Below are 16,952 nucleotides of genomic sequence, written 5' to 3'. Positions count from 1 at the left end.
GCCAAGCAAATTCCCAATTCCTAATTGAAAATTCGCCATTATATTTCTAAATTTCTGAGAAAAGGCATTGACCATCAATTCTAAAATCACTAATTTTGCACGTTATTTTAAATAATTACAATGCAATTATCAGAACAAGAAATCATTAGACGAGAAAAGCTTACAAAGCTTGGTGAAATGGGGATTAATGCATTCCCTGCGGATGAATATACAATCACAGACACTACTGAGTCTATAAAACAGGATTTCTCTGAGAATAAACAGGTGAAGATCGCTGGTAGATTGATGTCCCGCAGAATTCAAGGGAAGGCTTCTTTTGCTGAATTGCAGGATTCTACAGGTAAAATTCAGGTATATTTCAACAGAGACGAGATCTGTACAGGAGAAGATAAAACTTTATATAATGAAGTGTACAAACACCTTTTAGATATCGGTGATATTATCGGTATTGAAGGAGATTTATTTACAACTCAGGTTGGCGAGAAGACAGTTTTGGTTAAAAACTTTACGCTTCTTACTAAAGCTTTACGTCCGCTTCCTCAGGCTAAAACTGATGAAAATGGAGTAGTGCATGATGCATTCAACGATGCTGAATTAAGATACAGACAGCGTTATGTAGATTTAATTGTAAACCCTAACGTAAAGGAAACTTTCGTAAAGAGAACAAAAATGTACACTGCAATGCGTCAGTTTTTCAATGATGCAGGCTATATCGAAGTTGAAACTCCGGTTTTACAGGCTATTCCTGGTGGTGCAGCTGCAAGACCTTTCATTACGCATCATAACGCATTAGACATTCCTTTATATATGAGAATTGCTAATGAATTATATCTGAAAAGATTAATTGTTGGTGGTTTTGACGGTGTTTATGAATTCTCAAAAAACTTCAGAAATGAAGGGATGGACAGAACTCACAATCCGGAATTTACGGTAATGGAAATCTATGTAGCTTACAAAGACTATTATTGGATGATGGATTTCACTGAAAAAATGATAGAACATTGTGCATTAGCGGTGAACGGAACTACGAAAGCTAAATTTGGTGATCAGGAAATTGATTTCAAAGCGCCATACGCAAGAGTTTCAATGACGGAAGCTATTCAGAAATATACTGGTTTTGATATTACTGGAAAATCTGAGCAGGAGTTGTTTGATTTTGCTAAATCTATCGGAATTGAGGTGAACGAAACAATGGGTAAAGGAAAATTAATTGATGAAATTTTTGGTGAAAAATGCGAAGGAAACTTCATTCAGCCAACTTTCATTACAGATTATCCTGTAGAGATGTCGCCTCTGACTAAGAAACATAGAAGTCAGGAAGGATTAACTGAGCGTTTTGAATTAATGGTTTGCGGTAAAGAAATTGCCAATGCTTATTCAGAATTAAATGATCCAATTGATCAGAGAGAACGTTTTGAAGATCAGTTGAAATTGGCAGCAAAAGGTGATGATGAAGCAGGTCAATTCATTGACGAAGACTTCTTAAGAGCACTTGAATATGGTATGCCACCAACTTCCGGAATGGGAATCGGGATGGACAGATTAATCATGTTCTTAACAAATAATGCATCTATTCAGGAAGTATTATTCTTCCCTCAAATGAAGCCTGAAAAAGCAGTTGTTCAAATTGAATTGGGAGAAGATGAAAATGCGATCCTAGATATTTTAAAAACTCAGGAAGAAGCATTTTCTCTAGCTGAAGTGAAAGAAAAAAGTAAACTTTCCGGTAAAAAATGGGATAAAGCTTCTAAAGTTTTAACTAAAAATAATTTGGTTAAAGTTGAGAAGATTGATGATAATGTTTATATGAAATTGGTTTAAAGTTTTTTATTTTTATAGAATGCAACAAGCGAGGTTAATTGTTAAAAAATTTGGTCCATTAAAGGATGTAGATGTAGTAGTTACGGATTTTTTATGTCTTATTGGAAAACAAGCTACAGGTAAAAGCACGATGGCCAAATTAATTGCAATTTTTGAAGATGAAAAATTTCTCAAGAATGAAAAGTTAGATTTTTTTGATGAATTGAGAAATTATGGGATGTATGAATTTTTGACCAAAGAAACAGAAATATATTATAAAAAGGGAAATATAAAAAAGGAAATACTAGGTTTCGATTTTGTATTTGAACTGAAAGATGGGGGGTATAAAAAAGTAAATTGGAGACAAGATATTTTAGAGCATATTATAAAAGAATTTAAAACAAATAATGTAATAAATGAAAAAGTAAAAGAGTATTTTCATTTATTAAGTATGGTGTATTCCCTTAAAGTACATCGGAAAACCCGTGAAAACTTTCTTTATGAAAGCTTTATTGAGCAAATTAGTAATAATGAAGCTGTTACGGAAAAACATTTTGAAGATTTTTTTGAAATTGTTGATAAAACTATTGAAGAAAATTTTAATGTAAATTTTCTCCACGATTCTCAATATATTCCATCAGAAAGGAACTTTCTACATATTATAGCTGAAAATACACTAGGATTGATAAATAATAGAATTCAGATTCCTTCTCACCTTCTTGAAATCGGACAAGAATATGAAAAAGCACTTAACGTTGTAAAAGAAGTTCCTTTAAATCTCATTGATAAAAGTTTTAAATACAAAAGAGAAGGAAAAACTTCTTACATATATCATAATAAAGAAGAAAAAGTAGATTTGTTGCAATCCGCTTCAGGAATGCAGAGTGTAATTCCCATTATTTTGTTGATAGAATATGCTAAAACCTTAAAAGAAAATTATCATTTTAATTATGTTATTGAAGAACCTGAGCTTAATATTTATCCGAAAACCCAACATCAGCTTATTAAATATTTAGTTAAAAATATCTTCGATATTAAAGAAAAAAATTATCAACGAAAAAAGATGGTAATTACTACTCATAGTCCTTATATTTTGGCTTCTATTAATAATTTATTATTGGCTTTTCAGAAGGGACAGGAAAAGCCGAAAGAAGTGCAAAAAATTATTAAAAAAGAATTTTGGATTAATCCTGAAAACTTTAATGCCTACGAATTGAAAAATGGAAAATCATATAAAATAATGAATCATAAGTTGAGCCAGATAAAATCAAATATGATAGATAAAGTTTCAGATGAATTTTCGGATGAATTTGACAAAATATTATCTTTATGATAAATAATTTTCTCAATAATTTTCCAGAAAAAAAGTTATGTATAAATGAGATTTTGGAAAAGCATAAGTTTATTTATGATGATCCTATTTTAAAGAAAGGATTATTTGTGAATGCAAATGAAATTTTTCATGTTCATGTAGAAAATTATGGAAAAGAGAATTATCATTTTGTTCAGAATGATGAGTGTGTTATGATGAGTGTAAAAGGTGGGCAATGTGATTTTGTATTATTTAATTCCGATATAATTCATTTTATTGAAGTTAAGGCAACAAATACTAATTTGAGTACTCATAAGAAAAAAGTATATAAACAATTAGAAAATACGTTTAAATATTATAAAGATTTTCTCGAAAATTTTGAAATAAAAAATGCTTTAACTTGTTTTGAAACTATTAATTCTAGAGGGTATACGAAAAGGAAAATTCCTCAATCAAGCCAATCTGAAAAGAAAGTTTTGTTTAAAACAAAATATAATATTGATCTTTCAGAAGGAAATTATATCAAATTTGAGTAATAAAATAATTATTATAATACAATAAATTCACGAAATTTAAAAAGTGTAAAATCCTGAAATTTTTCAGGATTTTTTGTTTTAAATAAACTATAAAGTGATATTTTCCGTTTTTCTACAAAACCTAAAACTGATGAAATTCATTCTATTTTGGCTCTTGCTTTTCTCTTTCATCGGGATTAATGCGCAAATGCTCACATCAGTTTATTTTGTGCATAACAGTTCTGAACTTAATGATGAATCTAAAAAGAAATTGGATAGTCTGGCTCAATTAAAAACCAATCTCACATTCAGAGTTTTTGGAAATTGCGATCCTTCGGGAAGCATTGGATATAACAAGGTTTTATCTGAAAAAAGAGCCAATACAGTCAGTAAATATTTACAGGAAAAAATCAAAAATAATATCAATTTGAAAAGTACTGTTGGTTTGGGCGATGAAAAACAGATCAACGATAGCAGTACAGAAGAGTTGCGAGGTAAAAACAGAAGAGTGGATATATTTATTGAACAGGAACAAGAAATTTCACAGAAAGAATTTCCTAGTTTTCTGAATACAAATATTTCACAAATGAAAGTGAAAGAAACTTTTTCGCTACCCAACGTTAATTTTATCGGAAACCGTCATGTCTGGCTTCCAAATGGCAACGAAAGTGTTAAGCAGCTTTTCAAAATAATGAAAGATAATCCGACCTTAGAGATTGAATTGCAAGGTCATATTTGCTGTGATTACGAAAATTTTGATGGTAAAGATATTGATTTAGGAACTTTTAATCTATCCTGGACGAGAGCTAATGCAATTAAAGAATATTTACAAATGCAAGGAATAGATTCTAGCAGAATAAGAGCTGTAGGACTTGGTCATCTTAATCCTTTAATTTACCCTGAACGTACGGAAAATGATCGTATTAAGAATAGGAGAGTGGAGGTTATGTTGCTTAAAAAATAGAATTCAAATAAAAAACCGCCAAATATTGACGGTTTATATTCTTATATTATTTACGATTATTTTCTCAACTTACTAAACGAAAACATCAAATAAAACAAAAACGGCAGAATAAACAAAGATCCAAGCATCAAAGCCCAGCCTAATGCTGAAATCGTTTTTGGTGCGGCAACATGTTGTAGTAAAGAAAGATATTGTCCGTTTCCTAATAAAATTATATTCGGATTATGCTGATAAGTTGCAGCAACTAAGATCATAATAATTTGAAACCCTGCCAACGCTCTTACCGGAAGCAACTTCCTGTTTTTCATCGCTTTTAAGATCAAGCCCAAAGCAACAGTAGCGAAAAAGATAGAGGTAATTCCTAATGTTTTTGAAAAAACCCATTTTATTAAAGGAATACCTGAAAGGTAAGCCGTTAAAAATACCAGAGCTCCCGTAACTACTACGAAAATCATAGTTTGTTTTGATTTTTTGATCATTAAGCCTAATTCCAATCTGTCAGTTGTTTCTCTCAAAGAAAAAATAGACGCCAGATAAGCACAAAGTGAAACTGTGAATAAGCCGACTGCGACTCCAAACCAATTTAACCAACTGAAAATATATAGATCTAAAAATGTCGTCGCATCAGGATTGATAGATCCGGAAACCGTTGCAGCAGCAATTAAACCTAAGAAAAAAGGAGTTAAAAGACTCGCATAATAGAAGATTTGAGTGTATAAAACCTGCCAATTATCTTTCACCGCATCATAATGTCTGAAAGTAAAAGCTGTACCTCTTGCAATAATCCCTAAAAGCATTAAAACCAATGGAATATGAAGGTAGGTCGACATTGTCGTATAAATCTCAGGAAACCCGACAAAAAGGATCACAATTGCGATAATCAGCCACATGTGATTGGCTTCCCAAACGGGTGCGATAGATTCATACATGATTTCCTTGGTTTTGTCACGGGCTCTTTTTTTTGTGAAAAGCTCAACAATTCCGGCTCCGAAATCGGCGCCTCCCAAAATCACATACAAGCAAATGGATAGCCAGAGAAAGCCTATAACTACGTAGATCATGATTTCATATTTTTATCGTTAAACTGAGCGTCTGTTGGGTCATATAATTTAGGAACCATGTGTATCTGTCTTCTCAAAAGGAAAATGATAATTAATGATAACGAAACGAAAATCGCGGTAAAAAAGTAAAAAGAATACTGAATTCCCGGCATTGGAGTTACAGCGTCAACCGTTCTCATAATTCCGTAGATGATCCAGGGTTGTCGGCCAACTTCGGTTACCGTCCAGCCCGCTTCCAATGCGATATATCCGAAAGGTGTAGCAAAGAAAAATGTTTTTAACAACCAATTTTTTGTAAGCCATTCCTTTTTAAAGAAAACGGCATATAAATAAACAGCTCCAATGGAAATCATCACAACTCCAAAAAATATCATGATCTGAAAAGCATAATGAACAACGGAAATTGGCGGCCATTCATCTCTTGGGAAATCATTTAAACCTTTTACTTCGGAATTAAAATCATTACTCACCAAAAAGCTTAAAACTTTTGGAATTTTCAAAGCATATTTTACTTCGCCCTTTTCTTCATCAGGAATTCCGCCCAAAACAAAAGCTGCACCTTTTTCAGTTTCGAAATGGGCTTCCATTGCGGCTAATTTAATAGGTTGTCTTTCCGCAACAGATTTCGCAGCAACGTCACCGGTAAGGGGAGCACCGAAAGCACCAATCAATGCAAATCCAGCCGCAATTTTAAATGCCTTGGTATGAAATTCTACATTTTTCTTTTTCATGATTAAATAGGCATGAACTCCCGCTACCACAAATCCTGTCGCACAAAATGCCGCAACCGTCATGTGTAAAGCCTGCGGAAACCAAGCATCATTAAACATTGCTTTTATAGGGTCTATATTGACGTATTGTCCATTAATATAATCGAAACCGGACGGGGAATTCATCCACGCATTAGCCGCAACAACCAAAATTCCTGACGCTAAACCACTTAAGCCAACTAAAAATCCGCAAAACCAATGGAACCATTTATTAAATTTATCCCATCCATAAAGGAAAAAACCAATAGCGATGGCTTCAATAAAAAAGGCGGTCCCTTCCAGTGAAAACGGCATTCCGAAAATCGGTCCGGCGTGTTTCATAAATCCCGGCCATAGAAGTCCCAATTCAAAGGAAAGCATCGTCCCGGAAACAGCTCCGGTGGCAAATAAGATAGCAACTCCTTTGCTCCAGGCTTTTGTAAGACCTTTATAGATTTCATTATTGGTCTTTAGATATTTCCAGTGGGCAAAAGCCATTAAAAAAGGCATAACCATACCGACACAGGCAAAAACAATATGAAAACCTAAGGATATGGCCATTTGTGCACGAGCTGCAAGAAAATCGTCCATAATAATCAATTTTTGAGTAAATAAATTTAAGCATTAATTATTGATGTTTAATATGATTTAAAACAGTAAGGCCTGTCTGGAAATTGCTATAACTTTGTTTCTTTTCAATTTAAAATTTCAGGGCTGTTTATATTGGAAATCCTTGCTTTTTTTGGCTCTTTTTAACTTTGATAAATCGAAAAAAATCACGATATTTGTAGGTCTTTGCATATAGCAAGATTTTAATATTTAATATGAGTCAAAAACAATATACAGCTAGCAGTATCCAAGCCTTAGAAGGGATGGAACACGTTCGACTAAGACCCTCTATGTACATTGGTGATGTAGGAGTAAGAGGTCTTCATCATTTGGTTTATGAAGTAGTAGATAACTCTATTGATGAGGCTTTAGCAGGATACTGTGATACTATTAAGGTAACAATTCATGACGGAGAAAGTATCTCTGTAAAAGATAACGGGAGAGGTATTCCTGTAGATTTCCACGAAAAGGAACAAAAATCTGCTCTGGAGGTTGTAATGACCAAAATTGGAGCAGGAGGAAAATTTGATAAAGATTCTTACAAGGTTTCCGGAGGTCTTCACGGAGTTGGGGTTTCTTGTGTGAACGCACTTTCAACTTTATTGGTTGCTACAGTAAGTCTTAACGGTAAATTGTATCAACAAAAATATTCAGAAGGAAAGGCATTGGCAGATGTTGCTGAGATAGGAACTACCGACGAAAGAGGAACAGACGTTTTCTTCCAGCCAGATGCTACGATCTTCCAGGAAACTGTTTACAACTATGATACTCTTGCAACAAGATTAAGAGAATTGGCTTTCCTTAATAAAGGAATCACAATCACTCTTATCGATGAAAGAGAACCCAACGAAGACGGATCTTTCCCAACAGAAATTTTCCATTCTGAAGGTGGATTAAAAGAATTTGTAGAATATATCGATGGAAACCGTGAGTCTATTATGGAGCACGTAATTTTCATGGAAGCAGAAAGAGACGATATTCCTGTTGAGGTGGCGATGCGTTATAACACGTCATTCAGCGAAAATCTTCACTCTTATGTAAACAATATCAATACGCATGAAGGTGGTACTCACTTGGCAGGTTTTAGACGTGCTTTGACGAGAACTTTGAAGAAATATGCTGATGATTTAGGTATTCCTGCTAAAGAAAAAGTAGAAATTACAGGTGATGACTTCCGTGAAGGATTAACAGCCGTGATTTCTGTAAAAGTAATGGAACCTCAGTTTGAAGGCCAGACAAAAACTAAATTAGGGAACTCTGAAGTTTCCGGTGCGGTTGATAAAATTGTAGGGGAAATGCTTTCAAACTTCTTGGAAGAAAATCCTAACGAAGCAAAAATTATCGTTCAGAAAGTTGTTTTAGCAGCAAAAGCTAGACAGGCAGCAAAAAAAGCTCGTGAAATGGTTCAGAGAAAATCACCAATGGGTGGTTCTGGACTTCCGGGAAAATTATCTGACTGTTCATCTAAAGACCCGGCAGAATCTGAACTATTCCTAGTGGAGGGAGATTCAGCAGGTGGAACAGCGAAACAAGGTAGAGACAGACATTTTCAGGCAATTTTACCATTAAGAGGTAAGATTTTGAATGTTGAAAAATCTATGCTTCATAAAGTATACGATAACGAAGAAATCAAGAATATCTATACTGCTCTTGGAGTTTCTGTAGGAACTGAAGAGGACAGTAAAGCCTTGAATATGGCTAAGTTAAGATACCACAAAGTTGTAATCATGACCGATGCCGATATTGACGGTTCTCACATTTCTACATTGATTCTTACATTCTTCTTTAGATTTATGAAAGAATTGATTGAGAATGGATACATTTATATTGCTCAACCTCCTTTATATTTATTGAAAAAAGGAAACAAAAAAGTATATGCTTATAACGAAAAAGAACGTGAAGAGTTTACTTTAGACATGTCTCCGGATGGTAAAGGTGTTGAGGTTCAACGTTATAAAGGTCTTGGGGAGATGAATCCTGAACAACTTTGGGAAACAACACTAAACCCTGAGCACAGAATCTTGAAGCAGGTAACGATTGATAACGCAGTTGAAGCAGACAGTGTATTCTCAATGTTGATGGGAGATGAAGTTCCGCCAAGAAGAGAATTCATCGAAAAGAATGCAAAATATGCTAAGATTGATGTATAATTGATCTTAATAATTTAAATAAATATTAAAAGACTTCAGAAATGAGGTCTTTTTTTATTTTGCGTTATAGATTTAAATCTATAATAAAATATTGCTTGTGGTATGATAGTAGCTTGGTTAAAGATGAAAAAATATAAATCTACAAATAATGAAAAAAACTTTTATGCTAGCCTTTGTTGTTAGCTTATTTTCAATTGCAAATGCACAAGTTGGTATTGATACACCCACGCCAAAAGCTTCTCTAGATGTTACAGGTAAACCTGCTAATTCCTCAAGCTTAGATGGGATTATTCCTCCGAGAATAACTGGAGATCAGTTGAGAGCTAAAACATATACTGCTTCTCAGACTGGTGCACAAGTTTATGTTACTGCTGCAGACAGTGCACCAGCAGGGCAAACTGTTAATGTAAGAAGTATCGGAAATTATTATTTTGACGGAAATGTCTGGAAATATATGCCTGGAACCGATAATACGCTGCCTAACGGAACTGGAAGTCTCGTCATGATCAATGGTGTAGTACAGGTTGCACAGGAAATGTCTATGAGATTGGCTAATGACTGGACAATACCTGTAAGTGCGAGCAATCCAGCTGGTGTTGGATCAACGAATCGAAATCCTATTGGTCAAATGACTGTTAAATTAATTGATAACTACAATACTTTTACGAGTACCGCAACTACCAATGCATTTACAGTGAAGAATGATGGTACATATTTGGTTGGTATGAATTTTCCAATACAAGTACAAAGCAATGGTCCATTAAATGGAAATTTATATTACGGAATATTTAATGTAACTGATAATACTTGGGTCACCTTCGGTTTGGATACAGTGGTTAATTTATTAGATGGACAGGTAAAAAACTATAGTTATCTGGTATCTGTGGATTTATTAGCTTCTAAAACGTATTCGTTTTACATAGGTCAACAGACAAGTAATACTCCTGTTTTATTAATGAGAGGTTTATCAACCATAAATGGTAATAATTCATTAACCTTTTTCTCTGTAAAAAGATTGAAGTAATATATTTTAGATATTGATTAAAAAGACTTCAAAAGTGAAGTCTTTTTAATTTTGAAAAATTAATTTTAACATTTATTAAGATTTTACTACTTTTGCATAATTTTAATAACTATGATGAAAATACTTTGTATTGGGGCTTGCTCTATAGCGTCCCTTTACTACGCACAAACTTACCCTGCTTCGGCAATTCCTGAGAATTTAAAGAAAAATGCAGATGTTGTGGTTCGAAAAGACTTTACAACAATTCAAATCAATAAAATTGATGATGTAAAGTATCAATATAATAGAGCCATTACGGTTCTTACTAAAGATGGTGATGAGAAAGCGGTTGTTAATATTGCATACGAAAAAGGTGATCAGATTTCTGATGTTAAAGTAATAGTTTACGATGAATCCGGAAAGAAAATAAAATCATACTCAAAGTCTGATTTTGGTGATTATGCAAATAATTCACAAGGAGTTTTCTATTCTGATAGTAGATTTCTAAGTTTAACTTATACCCCAGTTCAATATCCGTACACGATTGAATATTCTTATCAGATTACTGATGAAAACACAGTTTTTATACCAGATTTCACACCTTTTTCAAGCACAAATACATCTGTTGAAGAGAAACAGTTTAAGATTATTAACAAATCTGGTATCGATCTTAGAACAAAAATTTATCCTTCAAAATATAATTACACTTCAGTAATAGAAAATAATAACGGAACAGAAAAAGTGTATACTTATAAAAATGTTCCTGCAATTGATGAAATTAATTTACTTCCACAACCTGAAAAAATATTACCGAAAGTAAGTTTTTCATTGGCTAAATTTAACCTTGAAGGAAAACAGGGAAATCTTACAACCTGGTCAGACTTCGGTTCATGGTATTACAACAGTATCTTGCAGCCGGTTTCCGTTTCTACACCAACTATTAAAGCTGAGGTAGCAAGCCTTAATCTACAAGGTTCTACGGAAGAAAAGGTGAAAAAACTTTATCAGTATATGCAGGCAAAAACAAGATATATATTTGTTGCCTTAGGAATTGGGGGATGGCAGCCAATGCTTCCTGATGAGGTTGCTAAAAAAGGGTATGGAGATTGTAAAGGTCTTACCAATTATATGAAGACGCTTCTTGATGAGGCGGGTATTCCATCTTATTATTCGGTAATTAATTCAAGTACTTCTGATATTTCTTTTGATCCTGATTTTCCTAAAATGGGTGGAAATCATGCCATTTTAATGGTTCCTACAGAAAAAGGAAATATTTGGCTTGAAAATACCTCTCAGCAGATGGCTTTCAATCATTTAAGTTATAGTACAACGGATAGAAATGTTCTTTCAATTAAAAAGGACGGTATTGAACTTATCAATACTCCGGCTTCTTCGGCTGATAAAAACAGAGAGAAGCAGATTTTAAAAGTTAAGCTTAATGAAGATAACAGTTTAACGGGCGTAGGTGAATTTACTTATACAGGAAGTCAGTATGATTATAATTTGGGATTTTCCAATTTATCTCCAAAAGAAAAGAATGAAGCAATAAAAAAACAATTAGATGTTTTGAATTGCGAGAAAGCGGAAATGAAAAACTTCATTAACGATCGTGATAATGCTTTTGCAACCTATAATGTTGATTTTAAGGCTACTAATTATTCCAAGAATGCTGGAAGTAGTATGATTTTCAGAGCTGTGCCGATATTTTCAAATAGTATTTATAAAACAGAAGAAAACAGGGAACTGCCTTTTGAAATCGGACAATCTTTTGAAGATGAATATGAAATTAATTTTACGATTCCAAACAGCTTCAAAATAGACGAAGTTCCTAATGATGTAAACCTTATTTCTGAATTCGGAACGTACAAATTAAGCTTTGTGAAAAATGGATCTGAGCTGAAAGTAAGCAGAAAAATCCGTATCAATAAAGGCATTTTTCCAAAAGAGAAATACAACGATTATATCAATTTCAGAAAGAAAACTATAAATAACGATAACTCAAAAATTTTAATTACTAAGATCTAAACATGAAGAAAATATTATTAATAGCCTTTTGCTCAATAAATTTTGTTTTTATTGATGCTCAAAAACACGAATTTCTAGACCCTCCAAAGTTTAATGATGCAGATTTATCAAAGCAAAAATCAACCTTAGATGAAAATGCTCCTGCAGAAATTTTATATAAATCTCAGCATTTTATGATTGATGCTACCACTAGAGACCTTCATATAAAAGCTTTTTACAGAGTTAAGATCTATGATAAAGATAAGGCCGAAGATTGGTTGAATCTTGAAATTTCTCTATATAAAAACGGAAGTAACGAAGAAAAGCTGAATAAAATAAAAGCATTTACATACAATCTGGAAAACGGAGTTACAGTTCCCACAAAGGTTGAAAAAAGCTCAAAATATAAAAGCAAAGAAAATAAATATCTTACGATCAACAAATTTGCATTTCCAAATGTGAAAAATGGATCTATAATTGAATATCAGTATGAAGTTATTTCACCATTTTTGTTTGCTATACCCGAAATATTTATAGAAGGTGATACGCCTTCATTGTATACAGAATATGTGCTGGACAGTCCTTTAAACATTTCATATAACATCAATTACACAGGTTCACTGAGTCCCAAACATAGAATGGTTGAAGAAAAGAATTTATATGGAACGCAATATAGAACGTATAGATTTGGATATGAAAATTTGAAAGGTTTTAAAGCTGAAAAATTTGTTAAAAATGATAGAAATTATAGAACAAAAATAAGCGCAGAATTAAACTCAACGAATTTTGGACAATTACAACTTTATTCCTCATCTTGGGAGCAAATCAAGGACAGATTGTATGAAAATGAATATTTTGGTGGTGAGCTTAAAAAAACAAAGTTGGCAAAAGAAATTATGCCTGCCGAAATTTCAAATATAAAAAACGAAACAGAAAAGGCAAATGCTATTTTTAATCATGTGAAAAATACTTTTACATGGAATAATGACAGAGGTGTTTACACAGAAGATGGAATCAAAAAACTCTTAGAAACAAAAACAGGAAACGGAGCCGAAATCAATCTTTTTCTTGTTATGATGCTTCGTGAAGCTGGTATTAAAGCTGATCCGGTTGTTATTTCTACCGTAAATAATGGTTTGATCAATCTTGCATCTCCTAACATTTCTAATATGAATTTTGTGATTGCATCTATTGAAACAAAAGATGGTTTGCATGTTTATGATGCGACTGCTAAGCAATCTTCTATAGATCAGTTGCCTCCAAGAGATTGGAATAATTTAGGCATTTTATTGTCAAAAGATAAGGTAAAACAGATACAAATGGTAAATGCTAAACCTAGTTTTACTTATCTTACGGCCAATGCAAAGATTAATGAAGATGGAAGTATTTCAGGAACATATTCTGATAAAGATACCGGAACTTACGCTATGTTTGCTAAAGAAAGTTATGACGATAATAATGATAAGTACAAAAAACAATACAAAGAAAATTTCGCAATAGATTTTACGGGAATCGATTCTAAAGTGCTTGAAAACGGTGATTTTGAAAGTACAATGAAATTCTCTTCAGATAATCTTATTGATAAAGTAGGTAAGAAAATGATTATTAATCCGATGTTATTTTTAAACAAAAATTCAAATGAGTTTGATCAGACAGAGGAAAGAAAGTACACGATTGACTTTATTTCTCCATATACAAAAGTGAAAAAAGTTGTATTGGAAATTCCCGAAGGATATACAATTGAAGAGCTTCCAAAAACTAAAAAAATCGTTACTGATGACAAAGAAGTTGCCTACAGTTATGTAATTGAGCAAAAAGGAAATACACTTGAAATTATCTCGACAACAGCTGTTAAAAGTGCAGATTATCCTAAAGATTATTACCCTGCATTTAAGCAAATTTGGGGTGTAGCTTCAAAAAGTGAAAATCAGGTTATAAGTTTGATTAAGAAATAGTATATTGATATACAGTGTTTTAACTGGTGTTTGATTTGAATATTAAATATATTTTTAAAATAATCGCAAAACCATTCATTTTTTGAATGGTTTTTGTATTTAATAGGAAAATTGAAATATGAAAAATACAATTGCTGTCTTAGCATTATCTTCTTTCTTTATTTTTTTGGCTTGTAAGAAAACGGAAACGACGAATACTGCAGGCGAAAAAACAGAAGTTCCTCAACCAGAAAAATTTGCTGTAGATTCTGTAAAAGTGAATGATTCTATCAAGCTTAGTGATTCTTTACAGTTAAAATATACTTCAAAAATGCTTGTTTTCCCTTCAATTAAGGATGAGAAGTTACTAGACAGTATTTATTTTGCAAATAAAAATATAAGCGATTTCTCTAAAAATGGAATTGAAACTTTACTGAAAAAAGAGAAAGACGAATTTTATAATTCAATTAAAAAAGATTCAAAAGACTTTATTTCTGACATAACATATTCTCAGGAATGGTACACAAGTTCTTCTATGAATCTTAAATCTAATGTAAATGATTTCATGCATATTCAATATATATGGGGTTCATATGAAGGTGGAGCGCATGATAATTATGGCTTTAATGAAAGAGTTTTTGATCTGAAAAACAACAAAAAAGTTGAGTTGAAAGATATTACATCAATACCAAAAAATAAACTTGAGGCATTGTTAATGAAGAATATCAATAAAATAAATAGTGGTACAACGGATGAAAACGGAAAAGTTAATAATTCGGAAATGCTTTTAGTAGATGTAATTCCGGCAAGCAATAACTTTTATTTTGATGACAAAAACCTGTATTTTCACTACAGTCCTTATGAAATAACGGCTTTTGCAGCGGGAGATATTATCATCCCAATTTCATGGGCGGAGTTGAACGGAACTTTAAATCCGGAATTCAAAAATAGAATGAAAATTAAATAATATCAAAGCTTCCTTTACAGGGAGCTTTTTTCTTTGGAACATTTTTTGACCTATAGAAGCAAACACAGATGTATGAAAAATGCAGGTATTATTTTGAGCGCTTTATTATTTTTAATGTTTTTCTCCTGTAAAGAGATTGGCTTTAAAAATAAACATATACAGGCTTCTATTCCTGTAAATTTTACTATTGATTCTGTTATTGAAGAAGATTTTACAAAGCTTCTTGACTCAATTACAGTGAAATATTCTTCACAATTATTGGTTTTTCCAACTTTAAAAGATCAAAAACTGCTTCATTCTATTTATGCAAAAGATGATATTCAAGATTTTTCCAAAGAAGGTTTAAAAAAATATTTGGAAACAAAAAAGAACGAATTATATTCAAAAATTAATAGCTCGAATAAGTTAATTCATTTAAAACAACTTCAAAAGTGGGAAAAAACCTCTCAAATGAATCTTAAATTCAATAAAAACGAATATTTGCACATACAATACTACGAAAGTCTGTTCGTTGGAGGAACCTGCAATTATTATAACTATTCTGAAAAGGTTTTTGACCTCATTGATCATAAAAAACTGACACTTCATGATATTACATCTATTTCGGAAGACAAACTATCTGAAATATTAGGTGTTAATATCAATAAAACGACCATGATGCAGCAGATGAAAAAATATGATGTTGTGGAATATAATGCGTTGTTAGCAGAGAAGATTCCGATAGCGAAAAATTTTTATTTCGATGAAAATAATCTGTATTTTCACTATAATAAGGATGAAATCAAAAAAGGATATTCAATCGGTGATATTATAATTCCTGTTTCCTGGAATGATTTGGGTGGAACTTTGAACCTTGAGTTTAAAGACCGAATGAATATTAAATAAAGGTTATTATTGAATTATAATTAAATAATTTTAAAATACTTCCCAATAACAGCACAATTTTTTACTTTTGTACCAATGGAAAAAGTAGCTTTTATCATCAATCCTTTTTCGGCCAAGAAAAATTACCAGCCATTTCTTAATGAACTGATAAAAAAGGTTGGAAATCCGCTGTATTATGTTTCAGAATCTATTCAGGGAACAGATGATTTTATTCAAAATAACTTTGATAAAGTCGATATTTTTGTGGCAATTGGTGGGGATGGTACGATTTCTACGGTAGCAAAAAATCTTATCAGTACAGAAAAAATTCTGGCTATTTTCCCAGCAGGTTCAGGAAACGGGTTTTCCAATGAAACAAAATTCAGCAAGAATTTAGATGAGCTTTTAGAGAAGATTAAAGCAAGAAATTCCAGAAAAATAGATACATTCACGGTTAACGAAAGACTTTCTATCAATGTTTCAGGAACAGGTTTCGATGGAAAAGTTGTTAAAGAATTTGAAAAAACCGATCGTGGATTCAAAAATTACATTAAAGTTTCACTTAAAACTTTCTTTAATTACAAACCGATTAAAGTGAAGTTTGCTGATGAAAAATATCAGCAATACAACGGGAAATATCTAATGCTGAATATCGCCAACACCCGTCAGTTCGGTAATAATGCCTATATTGCTCCAAACGCGAGTAAAAGTGATGGTTTGGTAGATATGGTTTTAGTTAAAAAATTTCCGCTGACCTATTCGGCTCTTTTCGCTTTCCGAATGTTTACAAAAAGATTGAAAGATGACAGTTATGTAACTTATCTTCCTGTCTCAGAGATTGAATTTAAAGTAAATACCAAAAACTGGCATTTGGACGGAGAATTCAACAAAATAAAGTCGCCAATTCACGTGAAAGTTCAGCCTTCAAGTTTGAATATTTTAGTGTAGGTCATTGCGAGGAGCGAAGCGACGAAGCAATCTCTAAGAAAAATTTCACATTAATGCAAAGTTTGTCATTCC

Annotated in this window: 13 protein-coding genes; 11 read left to right on the top strand and 2 right to left on the bottom strand. The window is 32.4% G+C overall.

The annotated features are described in order from the left end of the window. Positions 1–120 precede the first annotated feature (120 nt). The 4 genes from lysS to AC1Q7L_RS17595 all read left to right on the top strand — a co-directional run bounded on the left by lysS (position 121) and on the right by AC1Q7L_RS17595 (position 4,591). Positions 121–1,821, top strand: a complete 1,701-nt coding sequence (gene lysS / locus AC1Q7L_RS17610; RefSeq protein WP_492307122.1) for a lysine--tRNA ligase — start codon at positions 121–123, stop codon at positions 1,819–1,821. Between the two features lie 19 nt (positions 1,822–1,840). Further along, on the top strand, positions 1,841–3,133 hold the full coding sequence (locus AC1Q7L_RS17605; RefSeq protein WP_492307123.1) for an AAA family ATPase: 1,293 nt from the start codon (positions 1,841–1,843) through the stop codon (positions 3,131–3,133). Continuing rightward, positions 3,130–3,648 carry a hypothetical protein gene (locus AC1Q7L_RS17600; RefSeq protein ID WP_492307124.1) on the top strand — a complete coding sequence of 173 codons (519 nt, stop codon included), beginning with the start codon at positions 3,130–3,132 and terminating at the stop codon, positions 3,646–3,648. Before AC1Q7L_RS17605 ends, AC1Q7L_RS17600 begins: the two co-directional genes overlap by 4 nt. A 130-nt stretch (positions 3,649–3,778) precedes the next feature. Continuing rightward, complete coding sequence (locus tag AC1Q7L_RS17595; protein ID WP_492307125.1) at positions 3,779–4,591, top strand: OmpA family protein; 813 nt, start codon at positions 3,779–3,781, stop codon at positions 4,589–4,591. Between the two features lie 56 nt (positions 4,592–4,647). On the opposite strand, the gene AC1Q7L_RS17590 is transcribed toward AC1Q7L_RS17595, so the two are convergent. Next, positions 4,648–5,652 carry a cytochrome d ubiquinol oxidase subunit II gene (locus AC1Q7L_RS17590; protein WP_492307126.1) on the bottom strand — a complete coding sequence of 335 codons (1,005 nt, stop codon included), beginning with the start codon at positions 5,650–5,652 and terminating at the stop codon, positions 4,648–4,650. Next, positions 5,649–6,992: a cytochrome ubiquinol oxidase subunit I gene (locus AC1Q7L_RS17585; RefSeq protein ID WP_492307127.1), complete on the bottom strand. Its 1,344-nt coding sequence runs from the start codon at positions 6,990–6,992 to the stop codon at positions 5,649–5,651. The genes AC1Q7L_RS17590 and AC1Q7L_RS17585 overlap by 4 nt, the downstream gene beginning before the upstream one ends. Positions 6,993–7,225: 233 nt before the next feature. Here AC1Q7L_RS17585 and gyrB point away from each other — a divergent pair, with 233 nt between their 5' ends. The 7 genes from gyrB (at position 7,226) to AC1Q7L_RS17550 (ending at position 16,880) form a co-directional block, all read left to right on the top strand. Further along, the gene (gene gyrB, locus AC1Q7L_RS17580; RefSeq protein WP_410693482.1) at positions 7,226–9,160 is read left to right on the top strand and encodes a DNA topoisomerase (ATP-hydrolyzing) subunit B; all 1,935 of its coding nucleotides are present in this window, start codon (positions 7,226–7,228) and stop codon (positions 9,158–9,160) included. Between the two features lie 148 nt (positions 9,161–9,308). Further along, complete coding sequence (locus AC1Q7L_RS17575) at positions 9,309–10,184, top strand: phage tail-like protein (RefSeq protein ID WP_492307128.1); 876 nt, start codon at positions 9,309–9,311, stop codon at positions 10,182–10,184. A 111-nt stretch (positions 10,185–10,295) separates the two neighbouring features. Next, positions 10,296–12,188: a DUF3858 domain-containing protein gene (locus tag AC1Q7L_RS17570; protein WP_492307129.1), complete on the top strand. Its 1,893-nt coding sequence runs from the start codon at positions 10,296–10,298 to the stop codon at positions 12,186–12,188. A gap of 2 nt (positions 12,189–12,190) precedes the next feature. Then, a complete protein-coding gene (locus AC1Q7L_RS17565; protein WP_492307130.1) occupies positions 12,191–14,122 on the top strand; it encodes a transglutaminase-like domain-containing protein in 1,932 nt (643 codons plus the stop codon). Between the two features lie 118 nt (positions 14,123–14,240). Then, positions 14,241–15,068, top strand: coding sequence for an RsiV family protein (locus AC1Q7L_RS17560; RefSeq protein WP_492307131.1), 828 nt, complete (start codon positions 14,241–14,243; stop codon positions 15,066–15,068). A 72-nt stretch (positions 15,069–15,140) separates the two neighbouring features. Next, complete coding sequence (locus AC1Q7L_RS17555) at positions 15,141–15,953, top strand: DUF3298 domain-containing protein (RefSeq protein ID WP_492307132.1); 813 nt, start codon at positions 15,141–15,143, stop codon at positions 15,951–15,953. Between the two features lie 75 nt (positions 15,954–16,028). Then, positions 16,029–16,880 (top strand): diacylglycerol/lipid kinase family protein, encoded by an 852-nt coding sequence (locus AC1Q7L_RS17550; RefSeq protein WP_492307133.1) that lies wholly within the window; start codon positions 16,029–16,031, stop codon positions 16,878–16,880. Positions 16,881–16,952: the final 72 nt, after the last annotated feature.

The sequence above is a fragment of the Chryseobacterium sp. GW823-FHT05E08 genome (assembly GCF_058795655.1).
Note: the sequence above shows the minus strand (reverse complement) of the source record. Positions and strands in the feature narration are given on the sequence as shown.

Coding starts and splice junctions, on each gene's coding strand:
- lysS (WP_492307122.1), top strand. CDS start 121: ATGCAATTATCAGAACAAGAAATCATTAGACGAGAAAAGCTTACAAAG.
- AC1Q7L_RS17605 (WP_492307123.1), top strand. CDS start 1,841: ATGCAACAAGCGAGGTTAATTGTTAAAAAATTTGGTCCATTAAAGGAT.
- AC1Q7L_RS17600 (WP_492307124.1), top strand. CDS start 3,130: ATGATAAATAATTTTCTCAATAATTTTCCAGAAAAAAAGTTATGTATA.
- AC1Q7L_RS17595 (WP_492307125.1), top strand. CDS start 3,779: ATGAAATTCATTCTATTTTGGCTCTTGCTTTTCTCTTTCATCGGGATT.
- AC1Q7L_RS17590 (WP_492307126.1), bottom strand. CDS start 5,652: ATGATCTACGTAGTTATAGGCTTTCTCTGGCTATCCATTTGCTTGTAT.
- AC1Q7L_RS17585 (WP_492307127.1), bottom strand. CDS start 6,992: ATGGACGATTTTCTTGCAGCTCGTGCACAAATGGCCATATCCTTAGGT.
- gyrB (WP_410693482.1), top strand. CDS start 7,226: ATGAGTCAAAAACAATATACAGCTAGCAGTATCCAAGCCTTAGAAGGG.
- AC1Q7L_RS17575 (WP_492307128.1), top strand. CDS start 9,309: ATGAAAAAAACTTTTATGCTAGCCTTTGTTGTTAGCTTATTTTCAATT.
- AC1Q7L_RS17570 (WP_492307129.1), top strand. CDS start 10,296: ATGATGAAAATACTTTGTATTGGGGCTTGCTCTATAGCGTCCCTTTAC.
- AC1Q7L_RS17565 (WP_492307130.1), top strand. CDS start 12,191: ATGAAGAAAATATTATTAATAGCCTTTTGCTCAATAAATTTTGTTTTT.
- AC1Q7L_RS17560 (WP_492307131.1), top strand. CDS start 14,241: ATGAAAAATACAATTGCTGTCTTAGCATTATCTTCTTTCTTTATTTTT.
- AC1Q7L_RS17555 (WP_492307132.1), top strand. CDS start 15,141: ATGAAAAATGCAGGTATTATTTTGAGCGCTTTATTATTTTTAATGTTT.
- AC1Q7L_RS17550 (WP_492307133.1), top strand. CDS start 16,029: ATGGAAAAAGTAGCTTTTATCATCAATCCTTTTTCGGCCAAGAAAAAT.